Source organism: Agrobacterium genomosp. 2 str. CFBP 5494 (assembly GCF_900013495.1).
GTDB lineage: Bacteria > Pseudomonadota > Alphaproteobacteria > Rhizobiales > Rhizobiaceae > Agrobacterium > Agrobacterium pusense.
Genome location: NZ_LT009718.1, coordinates 705,656 through 728,809, shown reverse-complemented (window position 1 = coordinate 728,809; position 23,154 = coordinate 705,656). Strand labels below are relative to the sequence as shown.

Annotated in this window: 17 protein-coding genes; 10 read left to right on the top strand and 7 right to left on the bottom strand. The window is 60.4% G+C overall.

Annotation, left to right across the window (positions count from 1 at the left end; translation table 11 throughout):
- The 7 genes from AGR2A_RS03420 to AGR2A_RS03390 form a co-directional block, all read right to left on the bottom strand.
- Positions 1-924, bottom strand: a complete 924-nt coding sequence (locus AGR2A_RS03420) for a hypothetical protein (protein ID WP_072493932.1) — start codon at positions 922-924, stop codon at positions 1-3.
- Positions 924-2,603: an AAA family ATPase gene (locus tag AGR2A_RS03415; RefSeq protein ID WP_072493931.1), complete on the bottom strand. Its 1,680-nt coding sequence runs from the start codon at positions 2,601-2,603 to the stop codon at positions 924-926. Before AGR2A_RS03415 ends, AGR2A_RS03420 begins: the two co-directional genes overlap by 1 nt.
- A complete protein-coding gene (locus AGR2A_RS03410) occupies positions 2,600-3,160 on the bottom strand; it encodes a RidA family protein (protein WP_072493930.1) in 561 nt (186 codons plus the stop codon). The genes AGR2A_RS03415 and AGR2A_RS03410 overlap by 4 nt, the downstream gene beginning before the upstream one ends.
- A 9-nt stretch (positions 3,161-3,169) precedes the next feature.
- Positions 3,170-4,363 (bottom strand): restriction endonuclease subunit S, encoded by a 1,194-nt coding sequence (locus tag AGR2A_RS03405; protein ID WP_072493929.1) that lies wholly within the window; start codon positions 4,361-4,363, stop codon positions 3,170-3,172.
- Positions 4,360-5,886 carry a type I restriction-modification system subunit M gene (locus tag AGR2A_RS03400; protein WP_072493928.1) on the bottom strand — a complete coding sequence of 509 codons (1,527 nt, stop codon included), beginning with the start codon at positions 5,884-5,886 and terminating at the stop codon, positions 4,360-4,362. Before AGR2A_RS03400 ends, AGR2A_RS03405 begins: the two co-directional genes overlap by 4 nt.
- Entirely contained in the window at positions 5,887-9,303 is a 3,417-nt protein-coding gene (locus AGR2A_RS03395; protein ID WP_072493927.1) for a DEAD/DEAH box helicase family protein, read from the bottom strand.
- Between the two features lie 114 nt (positions 9,304-9,417).
- Entirely contained in the window at positions 9,418-10,350 is a 933-nt protein-coding gene (locus tag AGR2A_RS03390; RefSeq protein WP_072493926.1) for a WYL domain-containing protein, read from the bottom strand.
- A 181-nt stretch (positions 10,351-10,531) separates the two neighbouring features.
- Between AGR2A_RS03390 and AGR2A_RS03385 the strand changes: the two genes are divergently transcribed.
- The 10 genes from AGR2A_RS03385 to AGR2A_RS03340 all read left to right on the top strand — a co-directional run bounded on the left by AGR2A_RS03385 (position 10,532) and on the right by AGR2A_RS03340 (position 23,124).
- Positions 10,532-11,665 (top strand): hypothetical protein, encoded by a 1,134-nt coding sequence (locus AGR2A_RS03385; RefSeq protein WP_072493925.1) that lies wholly within the window; start codon positions 10,532-10,534, stop codon positions 11,663-11,665.
- A gap of 2 nt (positions 11,666-11,667) precedes the next feature.
- Positions 11,668-13,941 carry a Mov34/MPN/PAD-1 family protein gene (locus AGR2A_RS03380; protein WP_072493924.1) on the top strand — a complete coding sequence of 758 codons (2,274 nt, stop codon included), beginning with the start codon at positions 11,668-11,670 and terminating at the stop codon, positions 13,939-13,941.
- Positions 13,938-15,101, top strand: coding sequence for a patatin-like phospholipase family protein (locus AGR2A_RS03375; protein ID WP_072493923.1), 1,164 nt, complete (start codon positions 13,938-13,940; stop codon positions 15,099-15,101). The genes AGR2A_RS03380 and AGR2A_RS03375 overlap by 4 nt, the downstream gene beginning before the upstream one ends.
- A 564-nt stretch (positions 15,102-15,665) precedes the next feature.
- On the top strand, positions 15,666-16,418 hold the full coding sequence (locus tag AGR2A_RS03370; RefSeq protein ID WP_167378171.1) for a hypothetical protein: 753 nt from the start codon (positions 15,666-15,668) through the stop codon (positions 16,416-16,418).
- Positions 16,419-16,488: 70 nt separating this feature from the next.
- Positions 16,489-16,908, top strand: a complete 420-nt coding sequence (locus AGR2A_RS03365; RefSeq protein WP_072493921.1) for a hypothetical protein — start codon at positions 16,489-16,491, stop codon at positions 16,906-16,908.
- Positions 16,908-18,623, top strand: a complete 1,716-nt coding sequence (locus AGR2A_RS03360) for a hypothetical protein (RefSeq protein ID WP_072493920.1) — start codon at positions 16,908-16,910, stop codon at positions 18,621-18,623. The genes AGR2A_RS03365 and AGR2A_RS03360 overlap by 1 nt, the downstream gene beginning before the upstream one ends.
- 80 nt (positions 18,624-18,703) lie before the next feature.
- Complete coding sequence (locus tag AGR2A_RS03355) at positions 18,704-19,693, top strand: DNA cytosine methyltransferase (protein WP_072493919.1); 990 nt, start codon at positions 18,704-18,706, stop codon at positions 19,691-19,693.
- 167 nt (positions 19,694-19,860) lie between these two features.
- A complete protein-coding gene (locus AGR2A_RS03350) occupies positions 19,861-20,718 on the top strand; it encodes a hypothetical protein (protein WP_072493918.1) in 858 nt (285 codons plus the stop codon).
- Entirely contained in the window at positions 20,708-21,343 is a 636-nt protein-coding gene (locus AGR2A_RS03345; RefSeq protein ID WP_080822396.1) for a hypothetical protein, read from the top strand. The genes AGR2A_RS03350 and AGR2A_RS03345 overlap by 11 nt, the downstream gene beginning before the upstream one ends.
- Positions 21,344-21,354: 11 nt before the next feature.
- Entirely contained in the window at positions 21,355-23,124 is a 1,770-nt protein-coding gene (locus tag AGR2A_RS03340; RefSeq protein WP_072493917.1) for a type IV secretion system DNA-binding domain-containing protein, read from the top strand.
- The last annotated feature ends 30 nt before the right edge of the window (positions 23,125-23,154 follow it).

The window sequence follows — 23,154 nt, the reverse complement described above, 5'->3', positions numbered from 1 at the left end:
TCAGATTCGACGAACACTGCCGTCCGATCGGACTTCTAGGACCGGCCCCACAAGTTCGAAATCGGTTGCATTTTTCTCAAAAGACGCAAGCTTAGCTTGCGACTGCAAGAGGCTCATGAGGTACATATCAGTTGTTTGATGGCCGCCTTCGGCGGAGAAACCAGCGTCAATACCGACACCTCCGCAGTTCGTTAGCAGATAACGTGCGTGGAAATCGGCGCCTCCGGCTTTCTCCCGCCAGCAATAGATGGAAACGGCCATGTCCTCTGGGATAACCCCATCGAAAAGCCTTGCCACATCCCCTTCTAACTCGGCATTTGCGGGCTTATTGCCGTGATAGCGGTAGTGAATTTCACAAGTGGCGGCAGAATTGTATAACTTAACGACAGCGAGGCATGCCCTGAGAGTGCTCCTATAACGGGCGTTGTAGGGGTCGAAGAATGCATCAACAAACAAAATCAGGGTGCCGACTCGCAGAAAGCCACTTAACGTCTGGGCGATGGTTTCACTTTCGCGCGATACTGCACGGTCCTGCGTCACCGCCATGAGCGGTTGCTGGTCGTTTATATCGGCCACCGGTAATACCGACGCGTTCCCGCTGGGATTTTGCTGCGCTATGATTGCATGGAACGGCGCACGTTCATGCTCGGTTTGCGCATTATCGAGCCAGGACTTTTCGGCGTCGTAAGGTCGCCCAAAATCCACGACAACCGACTTCGCATTTTTCAGCCGCTCGATAATGCTTGCCATCCGAATGTCGGAGACGCCCGCCTCTTTCGCAGCCTGTATGACCTTTTTCTCCCATTTGCCCGGCAACCTCGAAATCAGCCGGCCGCGATCAAAACCGAACTTTTCTATCAAGTAAAGAAACGTCTGCCAGCTTGAACCGATTGCCTGAGGCTCGACCGCATACTCGTAGAGCATCAGAACAGCTCCTCCGCACGCTCTTCAAAGAAGCCCCTCGGCCAGCGGTCGATGAAATCTCCCTCGCGATCAACGCGAAGTGCCCGAAAGCGGACGCCATCATCAGTGTTCTCAACATAGATCACAGCAAGATCATTTGGCGAGAGGCCTATCATACCGGGCGGTAGTTCATTCTCGCTCATTTCGCGGATGCGGCGCAGGAGCCGAAGCATGATGTGCTCACTGTGCGTTTCGACGAGCAGCGTCTTGCCAGGTCCGAAAATGCTCTCGCTTTTCTGAATCGCCTGGATGAACAGATCGCCCAAGCCGACCTGAATGGCCGGGTGAATATGCAATTCAGGCTGCTCGATCGCAAGAATGCCTTGCTGGTTTCGAAGGCAGCCGACGATGACCGGAATCATCTGCGATATGCCAACGCCCACGTCGCTCGGCGCAACGATTATGCCCTTTTCGAAGTCGCGCAGGGCAATCTCAGAGCGACTGCTCAGCGTAACGTAAAGGTCTTGCAACTCGCCAAGATCGTCTTCGGAAAGACTCCGCTCGAAGAGCTGATGGAAACGGCTGGGAACTGGAACTTCCTTGAACTGAAACTTCTCCAGCCGATACCCGGACTTTAGCCGTTCTTCACCGCCGAGCCAGACATTGACCTCTGACAACAGCTTACCGGTGGGGTCCGTATAGAGCAGGTCCCAGGCGGCAAGGCCCTGCGCCCATCGCGATTCGTCCGGGGAAAGGCGCGGCCGATACTTTCGGCTGGGTATTTCGCGCAGCGGCCCCACATAGGTCATCGCGCTGAGATAGTCGCGTACCAGTCGCAGCGGGCCTACGATCACTTCGTCCACGAGTGCGTTCAGACCACGAACCCGTGGCGTTTTGGTTTCCAGTTCGAATTTCTTGACCTCTGGATCGCGAAGATCGCTGACCATCGGCCGACTGAGGTCCGGTAGCGCTCCGAGGAACGTTTCCACGCCAATGCGATAGTCGTGTAATTGCAGATCGTTGGTTCTGGACATCTGCCGAGACAGATCGAGGATTTCATCCGCAAGCGGATACGGTGAGAGTTCCTCTTCTGGTTCCCGTGGCTCATCCGCGTCGCGAAAACGACGGAACAGAGGATGATCGAAGTTAAACTTCGACAGTATCGCCTGACCTGACTGTGCCGGCGACATAATCGTGGCGATATGAGCGCCGTCCATCATCACAGTGATCGCCGAAACATAGGGCCCTGCCAGCAAGTCACTCCATGAGATTGACAGGCTGACGCCGATCGATTGCACGACCGCGTAGTCTTTCAGGTCGGTATTTTCACCCACAAGGTAACGGATCGGCAAATTTTCGAACTCCGCCGCGGACAGGGAAGCACCCGAGTTCAAGGGCAGGCGCTCGGAGCCATGACCGTCAACACCATCGATCTCAACCTTGATAACGATGGTTCGACTCAGGTCATGGCCGTGTACCAGCGTCGCAAACCCTCCAAGATCAATCAGCCCGCCGGCGATCGTCTGGTCTGGGTCCGCGTTTCGGCGCTCAAGGATTTCGCGGAGGTAGTGCAGCGATTGAAGGATCGTGCTTTTGCCGGCGCTGTTCGGGCCGAACAGCAGCGTGATTGGCCTCAGATCGATAACCTGTGCGGCGCCAATCCCCTTGAAGTTTTCGATTTCGATTCTGGAAAGCCTCATGGATCAAACCGCCCTAAGCTTGGAAAGTGTTCAGTGAATACATTTCGCACCGCTTCCCATTGGGCGGCGTCGCATTGCTTTTTGCTGTGGACTACATTCAGTACCGAGTAACCCGCCGCCGCCAACGCGTCTCGCAGCTTCTTCTCCAACGCGGCCATCTGATCCCGCACCGGAGTGTGCAGCAGCATCTGATCGGCACGAAGCTGGTCCTTGGTCATCCCGATTTCCGAAAAGATCGGACCGTAAGAGATCAGATCAAACTGCCCGCAACTTTCTGGTTCCACCCCGGCTTCGGTAAGTAGCCTTCTAAGACTGTTGGCGGCCTTGGAGAATCCAAGGTGCTGCCCCATGCGGGTGTAGGGGGCTGTGGCGTGGGGGCTGCTGCTGTCACCGGTGCGGCCCACATAGAGCCGCTCGCCCTTGGGGGTCTGGACCCGCCAGACATAGAGCCAGAACCCCCGCTGGAGCATCTGGCCGGGAAGCGTCAGGCGGTGCAGGCTAGCCGTCGTGGTGGCATTGCTTGGGGTCTGATCGTCCTGTTTGGTCTGGGTGCACATGCCATGATCCTATAGGTCACCTGAAAAGGCTCGTTGGGAGAGCGACGCAAACAAGTTGGACGACTTGGCGGCTGCCATCGTCATGACATCCCGGGAGTTGTTAAACTTCCGCACGATGGTCAGGAACCGTTGCTGTTCGTCATCATCGGGAACGGTAATCATGACCTCCCCCAGTCGATCTGTATCCAATCGCTTGGTGCCATGAGCGGCGGTGTCCACTTTGCCCAAGATATGCTCATGCTGGACCTTGAGGCACCAGAAGCCGAACAGCGGGTGAATGTCTTTGTCAAAAAGGATCGCCTTCATGTCTTGATTGATAGCAACATCCCGTGCAGTCATAGCCATCGGCACGGTATGAACTAGGATCATTCCACGCACAACTATGAGAGGAGTTCCAGCGTCGATCTTCTTCAAGTTGGTCTGTTCGAAGGCCAAATCAGATACGTGATCCTCAGCATCCGAAATGGTGTCAACCTTCATGTCCTTCGGGGACACCCATGGGAATTCGCCGACCCAGAACGCCGGGTTGGTCTTGCTCGGTGTAGCACCAGACGTAAAGCGGGAGCATGACCCCAAAGACCGCTGCGAGAATCCGAGGGGGTTGGTGACGGGATCACCAAACATCTCCAGAAAAACCGACCGGAGGAAGTCATCCGCCAAGGTGAGGGCCTGTTCGCGTTTGCGACGGATGGCATCGGCCTTATCCAGTATCATCGCGATCCTGCGTTGTTCATCAGGCGACGGGAAAGGGATTTCCACCGCGTCCAATTCCGATTTCCTGATGTTCTTGATCCCGACACCGGAAGAGTTTCGGGTCCAGTCGCGGAACCTCGGAGATTGGAGGTAATGGAACAGATATCGCGGATGACACTTGCCAGCTTTGGGCCGCACCACCGCACAAAATGCGCCGAATGAACCGTTCCAATCACGATCCGTGAATCCAGTTTTCCCAACAATTTCCGCACTGCCTGAAGACGTGCACATGACTATATCGCCACGACGGAGCCGCTGCTTTTCTGAGACCTTCCGCTCAGGGACATATACGAGATCGTCGTCCAAGATCAGATGACCCTGTATATTGCCCGCCCTCAACACGGGAGTGTATCCGTCCCGAGGCTCTGCAACCGCGTCACCCTTTGAGAACGTGACCCCCCGAATGACATCGGCCTTGTCTGCCAGTGGAGAAGGAACCGTGGCGATCATCCGAGCAGTTCCTCAAGTTCCGCCAGATCAGACGCAATGTCGTCATTCAGCTTTTTCATCTGATCCAAAATCACCGCCGGTGCGTCGTAGGCCTGAGAAACGTGGTGCCGAACCTTGTACTTGCTCAGCGACAGGTCGTAATTCGAATCCCTGATCTCCTGAGCCGACACGAAGAAGGCTTTTTGCGTTCGGTCGGTATCGCGGCCCGCTTCCTTGTTTCGCCATGCCGCGAGACATACGGGCAGATCATCCTTGTCAGGGGTAGCGTCCCGCTTGTCGTCGAGAGTGTACCCGTCAAACTCGACATCATAGAAGAACACATCATCCGTGCGCCCACCCTTGGTGAACACCAGAATGCCGGTGCTGACCCCAGCATAGGGTTTAAACACGCCTGAGGGGAGCGAGATCACCGCCTCCAACTGGTTGTGATCAAGCAGCAACTTGCGAAGGGCAACGTGGGCTGTCGACGAGCCGAATAGAACACCGTCTGGCACGATGGTCGCCGAGCGCCCGCCGGTCTTGAGCATGCGCAGGATGAGCACGAGGAAAAGCAGTTCCGTCTTCTTCGTCTTTACCTGACGCAAGAGCGAAGCGTGGACATCCTCAAAATCTAGTTGCCCCTTAAAGGGCGGGTTCGCCAAGATGATGTCGAAACCTTCGGCCGCAGTCTTCGGGAACTTGTCGGTGAAGCCTGCACTCAGCGTGTCCTGATAGTGGATGTCCGGATCATCGACACCGTGCAGCATGAGGTTCATGGCCGCAATGCGCAGCATCGTGGCATCGAAGTCGAACCCGTGGAACATGGCGCTGCGGATATGCTCGCGGTGCGCTTCAAGCAGGTCGCCGGTGTAGGTCCTTTCCGTTTTCCCCGTCTCGGGATCGGTCTCTTCCAGAATGCCCTCGGGCGAGGTGTAGGTTTCGAGGAGATACTGCATCGCCTGAACAAGGAAGCCGCCGGTCCCGCACGACGGATCGCCGATCACGTCGGTAGGCTTCGGTTCCAACATATTGACCATGAGCCGGATAATGTGACGCGGCGTGCGAAACTGACCGTTGATGCCGGCGGTCGTCAGCTTGCTGAGGAGATACTCGTAAAGATCGCCCTTAGCGTCGCCTTCGGTAAGCGGCAGTTGGTCGATCATGCTGACCGCCTTCACCAGAAGGCTCGGCTTCTGGATCATGAGCTGCGCGTCCTTCATAAACTCCGCGAAAGCTGTGCTGCTCGTCGATGATTTCCTGAAATGCGGGAACACCTTGTCCCGCACCAAAGGCAGCATGGTGTCGGCGCCCAGGTGCCGGAATTGCGACCAGCGCAGGCTTTGCTCGTCGTCCGAGAAGCGCTTCTGAAAAGACTTGCCGGTCCGCTTCAAGCGGTTCTCGTCGCGCGTTTCGTTGATGTCGAGCAGGCGCGCAAACATGAGGAACGTGATTTGCTCGATCACGGTCAACGGGTTGGTAATGCCACCCTGCCAGAACTCGGTCCAGAGGGCGTCCACCCTGCGCTTCAGGTCTCCAGTGATCATTTAGTCTTTCGTCCTTTCAGGAGAGTCTTTTGTTGCCGTGCTGGCCGCTTGCGGCGGCGCGAACACGGTTAGGATTGTAAGGAGATCGTCGATCTGCTCTGTCTTTTCGAAGACCCCATCCAGGCCGTCCGCGTCTACAACTGTGAATGGCTGCTCGTAGAGGCGGTCCACAGTTACAGACCCAAAGCGGGCGATGTGGTTCTGAAGCAACCCGAGGAAACGCGTTTGCTTCGCCGTGAGGCTCGGATGTCGGCGTGCGAATTCGGCGAACCGGACTGCAACCGCTTCTGGGTCCAGCCCGACGATTGACCGGATCGCGAAATCAAGCGGAACCGCTGTGTAGGCGAAGAACTCTTCGAGCACATCACGACTCGCGTTCGGGCTTTGTATCAGAATGAGCGAAACAAGAGCCTGAATATCGGCTTCAGAAACGGCCTCACCCCCGTGGATTTTTCTGAGAGTGGGGTTGGTATCGAAGTGCCGCTTCAGTTCGGCCTCGACGATCTGCTGGTACGCTTTCATGTCGACTGTCTTGAGGCTCGTCGCCCGCCTATTTGTCAGGATGCCAGCGGCATCTTCCGTCACGTCAATGATCTTGGCCGGCAGCGGCGTGGCACCCTGGCGGTCTCGGTGATGCATGATCTCTCGGAGCGGCTTTCGCACCGATTCAAGACCAGCGACGGTCACGCCATCCCAGAATTCATCGGACTTTACCCGCTTGATGATTTCAGCCTTTTCCCGCACCGGGTTGAGGTGCATCTGAAGTGCGGAGAGCCTGTCAAGCAGATCAATCTTTAGGTTGGCGACATCAGCGGACTTACGCAACACTGCGATCTGGGCCCGCGCCATCAACAAATCCAGCGCATAGGCATCGCTCAACCCGCGAACGTTTCGCCATTGCATAAGGGGTGCGATAACCTGCCGTAGCATTGCGACAGTCGCTGGCGCGAAAGCTCTGAGCGTTGCCGGAACTGCCACAGCTCGCTTCTCGCGCCACTTCTCGCGAACCGAGACGGAATCCTCGGGTAGCGCCTCGATGTCCTTCGCGATGAGCTCTATCACTTCGTCGAAGATCGCCACTTCGCTGACGCGTAGCGCCGTCTCTGCGAGCAAGACACGTTCTTCGAAAACCTGTTGAAGCAACGGTTTCGACTGGGTTGGTTCGGCTGGTCGATAGCCCATTTCAAAGCGTTCGAAATTCCCCCAGTGATCAAATATCCGAAAGATTTTTTTGTCCTTGCCGGGGCCGAACAGATCGGGCTTCAGGCGCGTTCCGCGACCGATCATCTGCCAGAACTTGACAGGGGAACGGACTGGTTTGGCGAAGACAAGGTTCAGGATTTCCGGGATGTCGATGCCGGTATCGAGCATATCGACCGAGATCGCGATCGTTAGCTCGGAGTTCGCACCGTCACCTTTGAAATCGTCAATAAGCTGCTCTGCGCGTGGGTCGTAGTTGTCGATAACCTGGCAGAAGTGCCCGCCGTACTGAGGATACATCTCATCGAAAATCTGTCGCATGAGCACTGCATGTTGGTGGTTCCGCGCGAAGATGATGCTCTTACCTGGAAGCTGCCCGGTGGCGTTTCGCAGCCCATTTTCCATTAGGTTGCGAATGATCGCGCGGTTTGTGTCCTTGTTGTAGATGATTTTGTCGATCTGCTCTGATGAGAAGTCGTACTGCGCGGGGTCCTCGCCCTGTTCCTCGAGCTCCTGAATTTGCTCCTTGGTCAGGATGTCGAGCTTGATCCCCTCACGCAGGAACTGCGTCGTATGCTCGAAAACTTCAAACGGGGTCAGGAACCCGTCCTGAACTGCCTGCTCAAGATCGTAGTTCGCTGTCGGCAGTTGCCCTTCGCATCCGAAAAGGCTGAACGTGTTCCGTGATACGAAATCAATCGGAGTCGCGGTCAACCCGATCTGGAGGCAATCGAAGTAGTGAAACATGTCGCCATAGACATTGTAGATACTTCGATGCGACTCGTCGGCGATGATCAGATCGAAGAACCCAACATCGAAGGACTGATAGACCTTCTGCATGGCGGGATAGGTCGCGAGGAATATGCGCTCGCTTGCCGATTGATTCACGCGAGAGTTGACGATGCGAATGGGCTCAGACAGGAAATCGCCGAAAGCATTTTTTGCCTGTTTGCGAAGTTCACGACGGTCGCAAAGAAACAAGACGCGCTTGACCCAACCGGCGCGAATGAGCAATTCCGCCAGGGCGATTGCAACCCGGGTCTTACCGGTGCCGGTTGCCTGAACGACGAGCGCTTTCCGATGGCCATCGGTAAACCGTTCTGACACGCGCTTGATCGCTTCAATCTGATAAAGGCGATTGACGACGGCGGCATTTGGTTCAAGCGAGTTCAGCGGCTTCCTGCATGCTCGCTGAAAATTCACGAGGTACTGCAGACTGTCCTTCGAATAGTAGCCGAACACTTTCCGGGGTGGATAACCTAGAACGTCGTCCCACATCCAGATGTCATACCCATTCGTGTAGAAGATGACCGGGCGCTGACCGTGCATCTTCTCAAGGCCGTCAGCATACAGTTTCGCCTGCTGCCTTCCCCGCTCCGGGTCCACGGCAGTCTTCTTGGCCTCTATGACCGCCAGAGGATTCCCGTTGTCGTCCCAGAGCACATAGTCGGCATAGCCAAGGCCTGACGCAGTGGGCTGATGTTTGACTTCAACCTCCTTGGCAACCTCCGCCGTACTGGCATTCCCAAGGCCAACGTTCCAGTTGGCCGTTGCGAGCAGGCTGTCAATGATACGGGCACGGGTCGTCGCCTCATTGAACGCCAGCAGGTTGGCCGTTGCCGCGCCGGATGACGCCAGCGACTGAATCTCTTCAACTTTCTTTTCCGCTGTCACGGCGGCTTCGCGGGCGACTTCCAGTTCGCGAAGAAGCGCCTCCATTTGTGCTTCTTGAGCGGCCAGCTTCTCCAGCACCTGGCGCTTCTCGCGCTTGAGCTGACCTTTGCTCTCATCGGCAGCTTCGGCCGTCGGTTGCACAAAGGCTGGGATAGAGGCTGCATCGCCTTTGCCAAACTGCACGAAAAGCCAGCGCCCCAAGTCGAACGCTTCTTGAAGCAGCCAGAGAGCGCTTCGAACAGTCGCGGGCTCACCGTGCGCGGCCTTGTTGCCATGAATTCGAAGGGCGTGGAGCTTATCGAGAACCACTTTCGGCGTAATGGCTACAAAAGACTGATTGGTCAGCAGATCAACGAAGGTCGGCCGCTCGGGCTTGGGCAAGCTCAATTCACGATAGATGTCCTTGGTAAGGTTCTCGGCAAAAAGCCGCAGCTTTACGAGCGCGCTCACTGGGTCGTCGTGCGCATACGCCTCGGCAAAGCCGCCAAGCGATGCGAGCTCCGGCCAAACTCCGCGAAGGATTTCGAAGTTGCGAGATTTCATCGGAAAGCCTCCGACGGTGCGGATAAAATTGCATCTTGAACTGCATTAAGTCTCGCAGCTTCGTTTCCTTCGAAAGTCAAACGAAAGCCTCTCGCCAAGCCTTTGATACTGTTTTCAACCCGAACCATGATCACCCCTTGGGGCCTGCGGCCTACCCCCCTCCTGCTCAAAGAACTCCGCGCGTGCCAATGCCGATTGCACATCACTGTAGCTTGAAACGACTATATGTTGTCGCCGCGCGGGCTCCTTGGAGGCATCTCCTAATAGACCGAGTCGGCGAAGAACATAAAACAGCATCGCGTATCGAACCGACAGGACACATTTGCCATCTGTCATTCCATAATCTTTAGCCACAACAATCTGCTGGCTGGGCGTAAGATTGGGATGGGGGACGATCTCAAAGCTGAAATACTCGTGCCAAAGCTTGTCATGGTCCCCCGACGCCCCCGACTCGCCCGGTACGCGGGCTTCCAGTGCCCGCGGCAGTAGGAAATCTTTGAATTTGCAGTCGATGTGGCAGAAGGCCCGCGCGTGCCATCGAAAACCGTCATAACCGAAGGCATGTGGCGTAATGCGGCGCCAGATCGGATCGGGCCGCTGGTTGCTCATGGACTGGTACAGGATTTCGATCGACCGGTTGTCGCGTACCGCTTCGAGCACGGCCCGTAACACGTCTGTATTGATGTCCCGCTTCGGGGTGAGGGCGATGTCGGTCTTCGGCGGATTGGCGATCCAGGACTCAACGGGCATCGACAGGCCTTCGCCCAGCGAACGCAGTCGCGACAGGTAGGCATCTGGATCGGGCTTCAGAAAGCGCGGCTCGAAATCTTTGGCGGCGACGTAGCGCTTGACGCTCTTGTCGTACTCGACATTCCCCGGCGCGCGCTCCTGGTAGAGCGAAAGGTCCTTGGAGGCCTGCGGCACCGACACGCCGAACACGTCGATGATGTCCGACCGGTTGACCCCGCCCTCCCAGAAAAGACGGAACTCGATGAATTCGAGCCGCTGCTCCACCCCCCACCGGATGCCGGGGTTTTCATTCTCCATTGTGTCCACCATAAAAGGGTATAGAAACTATATTGACAGCGAAACTAGACGCGTATAGTTTCTTATCCCATCAGCAGGCCGTGGTCAACAGGATTCGGGATTTCGTTCCCCGTGACCGCCCGGCGCTGCCGCGACCAACACCGAACCGTCCCGGCAGAGCTGAGGGCCACAGGAGATGAATATGACTGCGAAGCTTACCTTCCACCCCCTCGGCAATGCCGACTGCACCCGGATCGATTTTGCCGACGGCAAGAAGATGCTGGTCGACTATGCCGATATGCGGAACGATAACGACCCCTATGACAAGCGGATTGACCTTCCTGTCGAGCTGAAGGCCGACCTGCGGGCCGCTGGCCGGGACAACTACGACGTCGTCTGCTTTACCCATCTGGACGACGATCACTGTTGTGGGGCGGGCGACTTCTTCTGGCTCGACCACGCCGCGAAATACCAGGGGGAAGGCCGCATCAAGATCAAGGAATTGTGGGTTCCCGCCGCCGCCATCCTGGAGGATGGCTGTGAGGACAGCGCCCGGATTGTCCGGCAGGAAGCACGCCACCGGCTGCGGCAGGGCTACGGCGTCCGTGTTTTCTCCCGGCCGAAAAAGCTGGCCGACTGGCTGGCAAAGCAGGGCCTGTCGCTGGAGTCGCGGGCCCACCTCATCACCGACGCGGGCCAGTACGTTCCCGGTTTCTCCAAGACCGGCCCTGAACAGGCCGAGTTCTTCATTCACAGCCCCTTCGGCTGGCGTCAGAATGAGAATGGGATTGTTGACCGGAACCAGGACAGCGTCGTCTTTCAGGCCACCTTCCTCGAAGGCGGCCGCGAAACCTACGCGCTGTTCATGTCCGACATCCACGCCGATTCCATTGACCAGATCGTCCTGACCACCAAGCGCCACGGGCGCGAGGACCGTCTGCTGTGGGACATTTTCAAGGTCCCCCACCACTGTTCGTACACGGCCATTGGCTGGACCAAGGGTGAAGACGAGACCAAGCCCACCGAGCACGTCGAATGGCTGTGCGAGACGCAGGGCCGCGAGCGCCACATCATGGTCTCGACGAGCAAGCCGATGCCTCTCAAGGGGACGCCCGAAGACGCAGATGTCCAGCCGCCCCACCGGCAGGCGGGCAACTATTACAAGGCGGTCGCCCGCGGCGCCGACGGGACGTTCAAGGTGACCATGGAGTCGCCCTCGACGGCCCGGCCGAAGCCGCTCAGCATCGAGGTGACGATCCGCGGCGCGCAGCTCCTGACCGTCTCGGCTGTGGCCGGCGCGGCCAGCATCATCTCCACGCCGGCGCGGGCGGGCTGAGGATGACGGTGGTTCTCCATCCCTGGTGGTCGGCCTTCGGGCAGCCGGTGGCGCCGGATGCGGTGACACCTGATGCCGCACGGGCGGTCATGGCGTATGTCGTTTCCGCCAGCGCGCCGGTCGTCACGCTCGTCGGCACAAGGCAAACCGATGACGGCGCCCTGGCCGCGCTCCACCTCGATATAGAGGTGGAGCGGCCACAGGACCTGGCCGTTCCTATCCGCAGCGTGGAGCCGGTGGCCGTGGTGTTCGGGACGAGCGGCGAGCAGCCGGCGGTCCTGGCCCTGCGCCCTGATTTCCCGGAAACCATGCACCAGAACTGGACGCCGGACGACACGCCGCGTGCCTTGTGCATCGACGACCGGCCGTGGGCGGAAGCACGGCTGGCGTTTACGCCCGCTGACTTTATACGTCGCATCCAGCTCTGGCTCGCCAAGGCGGCCCGCGGCGAGCTTCATGATACGGCGCAGCCGCTGGAACCCCTTTTCTTCCGCAACCCGGCGACCATCATCCTGCCGGCGGCGGCCCTGACACCGGCCGACCGTCCAGCCGAACTGGTCGGCCATCTCCGCAACGAGCACGAGACGATCATCGTCACCGAGTTCGTGCGGCCGGGCGGGAACAGCCCTGATCCGCGGTTCGTGGTCGTCCCACTGCGCGCTACGCCGCAGGGTATGCAGCGCCTGCAGCACGCCCCGCAGACCCTGGATGCGCTTGCGCGGCACCTGCAGGGCTGCGGGATCGATCTTGGCGCTGAACTCCGCGCCCGCGTCATCGAATGGGCCGGGCTTGATGCCACGGCCGTCCGCCGCCTCCAGGCGCGGATCGCCCTTGTGGTCGCCTTCCCGGTCGCAGGGGACGACGGCCGCCAGGCCGATGACCTGCGCGCTTTCATTAGCCACGATTCCGCCGGGGATGTCGGAGTCGCCCTCGGCGTACTCGCGCGCAATGACAGCGACGTGGGCTCAGGTAGCGGCTATGTCAGGATGGTCGGCGTAGCCGCCGGCACGGCCGTGCCCGGCCTTCCCATCTCACCCGCCGATGTCCATCTGGGATTTGACCGCGCTGTTGGCGCGATGATCAGCGGGGAGGCCCAGCCGGACGGGCGCCGCTGCGTTCTGGTCGGCGCCGGCTCGCTGGGATCGCAGTTGGCGGTCAACCTCGCGCGCGAGGGCCGGTTCGATTGGACGATGATCGATCACGACAACCTGCTGCCGCACAACCTTGCCCGCCACGCGCTTTATCCGATCGATGTCGGCAGGCCCAAGGTCGTGGGCCTGGCGCACCGCGTCGGCGCCTTGCTCGGCGAGCCGGTCAGGTTCTTTCACGCGAATGTCCTCCATCCGCAAGAAGAGCTGGCACTGGATATCGACGCCGCGATTGCCGGCGCGGAGATCATCATCGATGCCTCGGCCTCCGTCGCCGTATCGCGGCATCTTGCCGATCTGCCGCGCCCCGGCGCCCGCCGCGTATCCGTCTTTTTCAACCCGGCCGGGACGGCGGTCGTGCTCCTGGCCGAAGGTACCGATCCGGACATCACGCTGCGCGACCTGGAAGCGCAGTATCACCGCCTCGTCCAGAGTGATCCGCCGCTGGCCGCGCACCTTCGGGCCGAGGCGGGCATCCGGTACAGCGGCTCCTGCCGCGCCGCGACCAACCGCATCCCGGCTGGGCGGGCAGCGCTGCTGAGCGCCATTGCTTCCCAGGCGATCACCGACGCTCTTTCCGCCCCGCAGGCGGCCGTCCGCGTCTGGACGCTGGGCGACAGCCATACTGTCAGCCTGTCCGAAGAGCCCGGGGCTCCGGTGCGCCGCATCGCCCTCGGCGACTGGACCGTGACGTACGACCAGGAACTCGCGCGCCAGATCGCCGCTCTCCGTGCGACGGGCCTGCCGCATGAAACCGGCGGCGTTCTTCTCGGGATCACCGACACGAGCCGCCGCGCGGTTCACATCGTCGTTGCTTTGCCGGCACCGCAGGACAGCACGGGGAGCGTTACGGCTTTCGAGCGCGGCGTGTCGGGGCTGGCGGCTTCGGTCACGGCCGCCGCCGAACGATCACTGTATCAGGTCCGCTATGTGGGCGAATGGCATTCCCATCCGCGGTGCGCGTCAACCCGCCCCAGCGCCGCCGACATCCGGCAATTGTGCTGGCTGACCGAGGAGCTGGAGAGCGAAGGCGTTCCCGCCCTGATGGTGATCGCGGGCGATGACGGAGAGCTGCGTGTTCTGCTCGCGGGCAGGGACCTCCAACTGCCCGGTGGAGACGCCGCATGAACAACGATCTCACTGTGGCGCAGGACATCCAGAGCCTGTTCGCGGCCAACGCCGCGCAGGACGATTTCTTGCAAGCCGGCAAGCTGGAAGACACCATCGGCCTGTGCCTTTCTGGCGGGGGCTACCGCGCAATGATTTACCACGTCGGGGCTCTCATTCGCCTCAACGAACTCGGCTTCCTGCCGCATCTCGCGGAGGTCGCCAGCGTCTCCGGCGGCTCGATCACCGCCGGGCTGCTAGCGCTGCGCTGGCCCGCCCTGCGCTTCGATGAGGATGGTCGCGCAGTCAATCTCGACCCGCTGTTCGTCTCGCCCCTGCTGCGTTTTGCCGGTAACGGGATCGATATCAAGGCCGCCTTCTATGGCCTGCTGCCGGGCTGCAGCGCGGGCGACAGCCTTGTCCGCGCCTACGACCGGCATCTCTTCGAGGGGGCGTGTCTGCAGGACATCACCGATTCCCCGCGCTTCACCTTCATGGCCACGAACCTGCAAACCGGCAGCGGCTGGCGCTTCGGGAAGAGCTACGCGGCCGACTACCGCGTGGGCCTGATCGACAGGCCGGTGATTCCGCTGGCGCGCGTCGTGGCGGCGTCATCGGCCTTCCCCCCGATCCTGTCTCCGGTGCGTGTCGACCTGTCGGGCGAGTACGTGCGGGCGACCGCCGGCGCCGACCTCCACCGGGCGCCGTTCACCAAGACGGCCGTCCTTGCCGACGGCGGCATCTATGACAATCTCGGTCTCGAACGCGTGTGGAAGCGGTGCCGGACCATCCTAGTCAGCAATGCCGGCCGCACGATGCCCGAAGTTGGCCGCCCCAGCGGGCGCTGGATTGGCCAGATGTTCCGCACCCTCGGACTTATTCAGCAGCAGGCCGAGCACTCAAGGCGGAGAATCCTGTTCGGCATGGCCAACACGAGACAGCGGCAGGTGGCCTACTGGAGCATCGATGCGGCATCGACCCACTATGCGCTTTCCGACGCTCTACCGCTCGCCGCTGACGAGGCAGTGGCCGCCGCTTCCCTGCGGACCCGCCTGAACCCGTTCTCCCTTGAGGAGCAACGCCTGCTTCTCAGGGCCGGCTATGCTGGGGCCGACGCGTCGCTACGCGCCCGCGGTATGGCACAAAATTCGCCGGCTGCCTGTTACGATTTCCTGCCCTGATACATGCACCTGCTTGGTTTGGCTCCGGCCGTCGTCCTTAATACACTACGGTAACGGGAAACAGTGAAGCGACAGTCTGTTTTGGTGGTGTACACGTGACAGTAACAAAATCCTGCTTGAGCCGTCGCGCGCGTTACTCGCGGGATGTTCAGCTCGGCAAGCGCTCTTATTCACTGCTGCCGAATGGAGTCGCCCCTTCAAGGTCCTGTGGAGCTTTGATCAAAGAAGTTCCAAATCGTACCGCAGGTGCACAGGTGTGAATGAAACATTTTGAAACTTTGGGAAACGTATCGAAACGGCAGGGCGGGCAGCGACCAATGTTTCCGAATATCGACCTTATGGTGCGGGTTGGTGCCGGCCCGGTGGAATGAGACGTAAGTAAAATTTTACCAGCTTTTACAACGAGCTTTGCACGAGTGCGCTGTATCCGGATGCGCAAAGTGATACAGACTGATGGAGGGAACGTTGCGCTTCAGAAACCGGATACTTCAACTGGATCGGGCCAACCGCCTGGAATACGGAACTGTCCCGCTGCCTCCGGAAGACGAACGGAGGCTCCTGCTGATGCTTCCCGATATCCTGCGGCGCATAGCCGATCCTGATATTTTCGAGTTCGCCTGGCAGGACTCTGGAATCCGTATCGACGACGACTACCTGGTCCATTATCCGACCGTGGAAGAATGGGAATGGGAGGAGGCGATGACCTGTCCCGTTCCGCATCCTCATGTCTGGATCGAAACGGCTGCCGTCGGCCCTGATGGCGCCAATGATCGCGTCTACATCTGGGATGTCACGCGGGACGGGGCGCGCGGATTTACGGCAACCCCGCTGGTGTTCGACCAGCAAGCGAACACCCTCACTCACTTCGGCACCTCTATCGTCGTAGAACAGAACGAAATCGACGATCTGGGCCGGCGCGGCACGGTGAAGGTGTTCAATGCCCTGACGCAATATGCCAACGACTACGAGACCGATGAATTTTACGAGCACGCGAACATGCTGGCCCGCCTCTTCCGGATGCTTTGCCATCCGAAGGCTATTGTGGAAGCAGCGCCCGCCGACGAACGCGTGAACCGGGAGCGCCGTCGCCGGGGCCGGGAGACCATCGCTCCCCAGCGGACGGTGCGGATTTCCGAGGACGCGTTTCAGTACCGAGGATCGAATGCTGCGAGCGGGCATGCCTCTCCGAAGGAACATTACCGGCGGGCTCACAAGCGCCGATATGCGGATGGCCGGGAAACGACGGTTCGCGAATGCGTGGTCAATCGTGGACAGGGTGGCGTTCCCCCCTTGCCGCAGCATTTCTCCGTCGACTGAAGCGGTCTTGCCGGTTCTGCGTTTGCGGCCGACGGTTTCGTGCGCCAGCATGGATGGAGGGAGACTGGCGATGAACAAGCGGAACGAGTTGCGGACAGCACGGACGATCGTCGCATCATCATGCACCGCGCTTGGTCCGTTACCGGCGGCGCGCGTGCTGCGCGACCATTATGCGACAATTGCTGGATGGCGAAACCAGGGGGCAAGCTGGGATCAGATCGCTACGATTCTGAGCGATGCCGGCTGGCGTTCGAAATCGGGCGGGATCGTCAGCGCCCCGGTAGTCAGGGCAATGGTCTCGCGGATACAGCGATCGCAGCCGGCACAACCACGACCATCGGCGCCCCTCGAAACCGTTGCGCCAGCCGCATCCGATATGCCTCGGCCTGCCATTAAGAGCGCAATGAAGACCGTCAATCCCACGAGCACCGATGTCGCGGATCGCATCCGGCGTGCGGCAGCTTTAAGGTCCGGCAAGGATGAGCGCTGATGCTGCGTGAGCAGAACAAAAGAAAAATCGAATCCGAAGAGGACCTGATCGAAGCTCTGAAGGAGGAAGCATTCGTCGCGGCTCTGAAGAACGCCTATCGGGAGCTTCTGACGATACAGGGGCGAAAGATCAGCTCCAGGGATTTTAGCGTCGCATTGAACGCGGTTGCCGGTGACCTGATGGCGACCGCCACGATATACAGGTTGAACCGTTCGGACGAGGTCTTGATACCGAGGGTGTCGGCAATATCGGGACAGTTGGCGGAGCTTTCAAACTATTCAATCCGGTTCGTCGAGCGCTGGTTACAGCGTGTGACAAAACTCGACGCCGCGACAATAGAGGCGCTTCTTGGCGGGTTCCCGTTTGCCGACATGCAATGTACCCCCGTTGAGGTTGACGTGAGCAGGAAAGCCGGCACGATCCCTGTCGGACGGTCCGCCTTCGTCCCGGCGGATGACCGGCAGCAGCGGCAGGACCTGAAACATCTGCTGAACGAGAGTCCGACGGGCCTCGTCAAGCCATCGATATTGCCGGGTTTCGTCGAGATGGTCTGCATGAAGGCGGATGCGGATGCGCTGGCCGGTATGATCTCGGACGCTATCGGGCTCCTCTTCGAAATGCCGAAGAGGCAAGTCTTGACACAGCATCTGGCCCGCCGATGGGCTCCGGTCGCGGCGGATATATTCGAGCGACTTATCCCGGCGAAATTCCACACGCTTGCGAATGCGATGGAAGACGATGCGGATCGTGCACCCGCTATTTTCCTCCGGTTTATCGCGGAGGAGGCGCCTCTGCTCTTCCGGGAATTGTCTGTAGAAGTGGGAACGGTAACAGCCGCAAGTCGTCTGGCGGCCGGGATCATCGAACCGATTTTGAAGGCGGGCAATCTTGCCGAGCGGCAAGCAGGGATGCGGCTCGTGGCGGCCAGAAACCCGTCCGTGTTCAAAGAAGCCCTGTTTTCGATCGTCGAACGGATCGAACAGCAATACGACAAGGCCATCAATCCGACTGGAATGGGACGGCGCACGACCCGATCCTATGTCGCACCGGCGACATGGACGCTGATCAACGATGTGCTCAATCGGATATGGCCGCCGGAAAACGGATCGCCGACGAAGACCACCAGGGTGCCGATATACTCTATTGTCGAGGCGACCCATACGCGTGGTGAACTCGAATTCAAACTTTTTGGATCGCCCGCCGAGAAACGCCATGCCGGCCGCAACACCGGCATCGGCAACATCGGCCTTAACAAGGCGGGCGTTCGGCGAGAGCCGTTGCTCGTTCACGACCACATAAGAACGGCCGCCACCTATCGCAGCGCCAGATATCAGTTGAATTGCGTGCTGGCGTTTCTGGAGGGGGTCATTCGAGAGGTCCGTCGCCAGTCAAGCGTGAACGACCAAGAGTCCCTGCGCCTGGAAGCGACGATCAGGGTCGTCCGTCTCTGGCGGGAGGAGATGGACTGGCGATTGCTGCACGGCGCCTATGAGAAGGAGCAATGGCGAACGTCTTCGATGACCTTCCCGCGCTTTCCGCAGATGAAACCCAGGCTCCCGATTGAAGAGCGTGTTGAAAAGATCGTGGTGGCTGCAAAGGCGCTCATCGATGTGATGCTGGCGAACATGACGAGAAAACCGGCCGGCGAACCCGTTGGCGCTGCGATTGAAGATGTCGAAGACAACGCCTTGATGGTGTCCGCGACAGAGACCTGAAAAACCTGGAGTCGCCCCCCCGGTTTGCGGAATGAACTGCGGCAGGCTGTTCCTGTGCACTGATGCACCGGAGACCAGCAATGCAGACCAATCATATTACCAGGACGCGCGACGATGCCGGCGTGCCCCCGCTCAAGGTCCTGAGCCTGTGCAGCGGCATTGGCGGCGACGTGGCCGCGCTCGAATATGCCGGCATTCCCCATGACGTTGCGGCCGTGGCCGAAATCGACCCCATCGCCTCGGCGGTTCTCGCCCAGAAATTCCCAACCGTGCCGAACCTCGGCGACCTTACCCTTGCAGACTGGAGCAAACATCATGAAGCCATCGACATCCTCATCGCGGGAATCCCGTGCCAGCCGTACTCGGTCGCGGGGCGCCAGCGCGGCGTCGAGGACCGTCGTGACGTCACGGCCGACATTGTCAGGATCGTCAGGGACGTGCGCCCCCGTTACGTCCTCTTCGAAAACGTCGCGCAATACGAAACCCTCCACGGCGGAAAGGCGCTCGACGAACTGCGTACCGGACTTGTCGGCTTCGGGTACACGGTTGACCATCTCGTCATCGATGCCGCGCAAGTCCTGCCGCAGCGTCGAAAGCGGTTGTTCATTCTCGGATGTCGCGGAGATGCCGGCGGATCACCTTCTCAGATACTCGCTGACGCCGCGAGCGGCGGCCGGCGTGCTGAGGCGTGCGGAACGGCACGGCTACCGTCTGCCGATGCCGCTTCTGGAGGCGCTTCTGTCCTGCATCCGCCGCGGCTCGGCACGTTGATGGCGAGCGGGTCGGGCATGAACCGGCCGGGCATGCGCGGACATGAGCTGGACTTTCTTGTCGTGCAGGCGTTTGAGGGGCTGGGGCTGGTCGTGCGTCGTCCAACGCCGCTGGAGGCCTTGCGGGCTCAGGGGTTTCCGGACGACTGGTTCGACGGCATCTCACTTGCAGGCAAGGCTCTGACCGATCTTCAGAAGTACAAGTTGATCGGCAATTCCTGGCCGGTGCCGGTGACGGCGGCGATTCTTGCCGGCATCTTTCGTCACGCGCAACCCGGGCATCTGGCGCAAGCGGCCTGACGAGATCATGCGCGAAGCAATATGACCAACGGCCGGCGAGAAATCGCCGGCCGTTTTCTATTTTGGTGCCGGACCTCACCCATCCGGCAAGATTCCGGAAGTCGCCCCGGCAGTTTGTCCCGCGGATTGTGACGGAATGCTCCTGTGCTCCAACCCAGGAGGTATCCATGAGCCAGAAACTGAACAAGACCGCAACCGCAACCGCGGCTCGACCATCGCAACCGCTTGTAACCTTTGTCGGGTCAGACAAGGGCGGGGTTGGAAAGTCCTTCCTCACCACCGTTCTCGCCGATCTGATGGAGGTGGACGCGATTGCGGCGACGATTGTGCAGATCGATGACCAGAACCGACTGCCCGCGCTCTATCCGGGACGGGTCACGACCGTGCTTCCGGCCAGCATGGACGATCTGCGGCGCGATCCGACGGCGATCGTTGCAGCTTTCGATCCCTTCTATTCCGCGTTCGAGAGGGCGTTGGCGTCCAGGATGCCGATGATCGTGGATATCGGTGGTCCGCAACAGACGGTGATCGAGGAATATCTGGCGCTGGTCGATCTCGACGCTGACCTCATCGAAGCGGGCGTTGCCGCCCGCTGGCTGATCCCGACGACGGCCGAACCGGAAGCGATGCGGGGTGCTGTTCGCACCGCGCATGCAGTCGGGCGCATCCTGCCTTCGGTAAGGCGCCATATCGTTCTCAACCGGCGGGACGGGCCGTTTCGTTTCTATCCGAACTCGCCTGCCGATCTGCTCTGGAAGGGTGGGCTTGAGCCGCTATGCGTGGAACTCGGTGCGATCGACATTCCGGCGATCGCACCTGGATCGTGGCAACCGTTCGAAGCGGCCGGCCGACGGCCGATCGATGTTGTTGCGGCCGAGATCGAGGATATCCGCTCGTGGACGGGACGCAGCCGCCCGGCGGCAAAAGTCCTGCGGGGCGATGTTGCGGCCTTCCTGGCGGCGGCAAGTCTCGCCATGGCGAACACTACTACCGGCATCCAGGCGGAGGCCGCCGATGAACGCTGAACCGATGGAGGTCAAACCGATTGACCAACAGGCTTTTGGAGCCCGGATAAAGACCGCGATAGCGGAGGGTCGGGCCGGGCGGCGCGAGATCGCGTCGCAGCTTGCCCGTCTCCCACCGGAGCAACTGGTGAAAGCACCGCCATCGACGATCGCCATGCTGGGGCCGCAGGGCTTCGAGATGCTGGTGTCGATGCGGCGGGATATTCCCGCCGGCGTGACGGCGCGGCAGAGCACGGTCGCGCCACCCGCTCCGCCGAAAACCGCCGTAGTCCCCCGGAAGGTGCGGCATCGTTGGCCGATATGGGCGGCCTGCGCTGTCCTGCTTGCCCTCGGCCCTATCTTCGACCGTTCCTGGCCGCTTGTGGAGCGGATGACGGGCAATAGCGCGCGGCCTATCCGGGTATCGACCTGGCCATCGTGCCGGCGACTGGACGGTCATACCGACGGTTGTCTCTACCGCACCGGCAATCCCCACAGCACAATCCGGCATCTTGCCGATCGGCTGGGTATGCCGGTCGATGAACTGCTTCGGTCCAACCGCCATCTCGCCATTACAGCCGATCTACCGCTTGCGCGTGGCACGTCGGTCGTCGTCTGGCGCGGCACGGCTACACTTTATCGATAGGAGGCGAGATCATGCACCTGCATCCCCTGACACCGCGCAAACCGGAACGGTTTGCTCTTGTCCTGTCTGCGATGGCCGGATTTGTCATCGCCGCCACGGCGTTTACGCTCGTCCTCACGCTCGCTCCGCCCACCGCCTGGCTCCATCAGGCGGACAGGGCGGTGGCAGCAAACCCCATCTTTCTCTTCCAGCTCCTTCGCTCCCTGGTCTTCTCGGGGGCAGGTAGTGGAGTGATTGGCGTGCTGACCGCTCTCCCTGCTCTTCCCGAAAAAGCGGTTCTGGCCGTCAATGAATTGGGTATCGGGCCGAGCCTCGCCATCCGAACGATCGCCGCCGGAATAGCCGGCGTCATCGTCTACGCGAAACTCCAAGCCTCGATACTGGCATCGGGGATTGCGGAGCCTGCTGTCCAGCACGTCGATGGCTTGCGGCTGCGGGCGGGTGGCGGAGCCTTGCGATGCCTCAAGGGGGAATGGGCGCGCCGCTATGGCCACAGCGCATCCGGCATCGCACTCGTCGACGGTTTGCCAATGCCAAGGCAGCTTGAAACGGAGCACATCCTGCTCGTCGGCGGGACTGGGGCCGGCAAAACGACGATCCTGCAAGGCATCCTTGATGGGGCGTTGAAACTCGGCGACCGAGTGCTGGCGCTCGACGTCAAGGGCGACATGACGGCCCGCTGGCCATCGGACGCGTTTGTGCTTCTCTCCAGCGACGACAAACGCTGCGCGCGCTGGGATATCGGTCGTGACATTCGCAACGCCGACGATGCGATGGAGTTTGCCATCGAGCTCATTCCGGAAACCTCCGACCCGTCCTGGAGTGCCGGGGCGCGACGGGTGCTGGCGGCGCTGGTCCAGGTGCTTCAGGCGAAGGCCGCCGCCCACCGTGCCGTATGGGGCTGGCATCATCTTGACGCGCTGCTGCGAAAGCCGGTTGCCGAGCTTCATGCCTTGCTCGCGGCGGATCATCCGGCCGAGGCATCGTTTATCGACGTGACCAATGACGCGACACTGAAACAGGCCATGTCCTTCTATCTGGTGATGGTCGCCAATGCCGGCCAGATCGTCCGGGTTTGCGCAAGGGCGGGAAAGAAGGGGAAGAATAACCCATCGCTGTCGATCCGCGAATGGGCAACCGGCAGCGGACCGAATGCCCTTCTGTTGCGCCAGTCACAGCGGCAACCGCAGCTTACGGCGACGATTGCCCGCCTTGTTCTGAAGATCGTGGCTGACGCCGTTGTCTCCGAGGCGTTGCAGGACGAGCCTGCACCGATCTGGATCGTCCTCGATGAGTTGCCACAGCTCGGTCGCAGCACTGCTGTCCCCCGGCTGGCGGCAATAGGGCGATCCGCCGGCATCCGTCTCGTTGCAGCCGTCCAGTCTCCGGCACAGTTGCGCGACATCTACGGCCGGGAAACGGCCCAGGCGCTGGCCGATAATTTTGCGACGAAGATTGTTGGCAGGGTGGCGTCCGGGAGCACCGCGTCGGAAATCTCCGCGACCTGGATCGGTACGAGAAGCGTGCGCTGGTGGGAGGAAACCGGACGGGATGCAAATGGCCGTCCTCGCCTGGAACCGCGGACGAAAGACATCCCGGTCGTCGATCCGGCGGTCCTGTCGAGCGCACTCGGCTTCCACGCCGATCTGGCTGGCCGGGCGGGCGTGCATGCGCTTGTCGTCGGGCATGGCGATATCGCACGGCTTGCCTGGCCGGTCGGCCGCTGGCCCGTCCAGCGTCCGGCAAGCCTCGATCGTGAGAACCCGGCATCGCCAAATTGATGGAGTCGCCCCCCCGGTTTCCGGTGTAGG

Bases quoted from the DNA above. Each gene is read 5' to 3' on its own strand.
- AGR2A_RS03390 (WP_072493926.1), bottom strand. From the start codon at position 10,350: ATGGAGAATGAAAACCCCGGCATCCGGTGGGGGGTGGAGCAGCGGCTC.
- AGR2A_RS03355 (WP_072493919.1), top strand. From the start codon at position 18,704: ATGCAGACCAATCATATTACCAGGACGCGCGACGATGCCGGCGTGCCC.
- AGR2A_RS03340 (WP_072493917.1), top strand. From the start codon at position 21,355: ATGCACCTGCATCCCCTGACACCGCGCAAACCGGAACGGTTTGCTCTT.
- AGR2A_RS03400 (WP_072493928.1), bottom strand. From the start codon at position 5,886: ATGATCACTGGAGACCTGAAGCGCAGGGTGGACGCCCTCTGGACCGAG.
- AGR2A_RS03385 (WP_072493925.1), top strand. From the start codon at position 10,532: ATGACTGCGAAGCTTACCTTCCACCCCCTCGGCAATGCCGACTGCACC.
- AGR2A_RS03420 (WP_072493932.1), bottom strand. From the start codon at position 924: ATGCTCTACGAGTATGCGGTCGAGCCTCAGGCAATCGGTTCAAGCTGG.
- AGR2A_RS03375 (WP_072493923.1), top strand. From the start codon at position 13,938: ATGAACAACGATCTCACTGTGGCGCAGGACATCCAGAGCCTGTTCGCG.
- AGR2A_RS03405 (WP_072493929.1), bottom strand. From the start codon at position 4,363: ATGATCGCCACGGTTCCTTCTCCACTGGCAGACAAGGCCGATGTCATT.
- AGR2A_RS03345 (WP_080822396.1), top strand. From the start codon at position 20,708: ATGAACGCTGAACCGATGGAGGTCAAACCGATTGACCAACAGGCTTTT.
- AGR2A_RS03350 (WP_072493918.1), top strand. From the start codon at position 19,861: ATGAGCCAGAAACTGAACAAGACCGCAACCGCAACCGCGGCTCGACCA.
- AGR2A_RS03360 (WP_072493920.1), top strand. From the start codon at position 16,908: ATGCTGCGTGAGCAGAACAAAAGAAAAATCGAATCCGAAGAGGACCTG.
- AGR2A_RS03365 (WP_072493921.1), top strand. From the start codon at position 16,489: ATGAACAAGCGGAACGAGTTGCGGACAGCACGGACGATCGTCGCATCA.
- AGR2A_RS03415 (WP_072493931.1), bottom strand. From the start codon at position 2,603: ATGAGGCTTTCCAGAATCGAAATCGAAAACTTCAAGGGGATTGGCGCC.
- AGR2A_RS03410 (WP_072493930.1), bottom strand. From the start codon at position 3,160: ATGTGCACCCAGACCAAACAGGACGATCAGACCCCAAGCAATGCCACC.
- AGR2A_RS03395 (WP_072493927.1), bottom strand. From the start codon at position 9,303: ATGAAATCTCGCAACTTCGAAATCCTTCGCGGAGTTTGGCCGGAGCTC.
- AGR2A_RS03380 (WP_072493924.1), top strand. From the start codon at position 11,668: ATGACGGTGGTTCTCCATCCCTGGTGGTCGGCCTTCGGGCAGCCGGTG.
- AGR2A_RS03370 (WP_167378171.1), top strand. From the start codon at position 15,666: ATGCTTCCCGATATCCTGCGGCGCATAGCCGATCCTGATATTTTCGAG.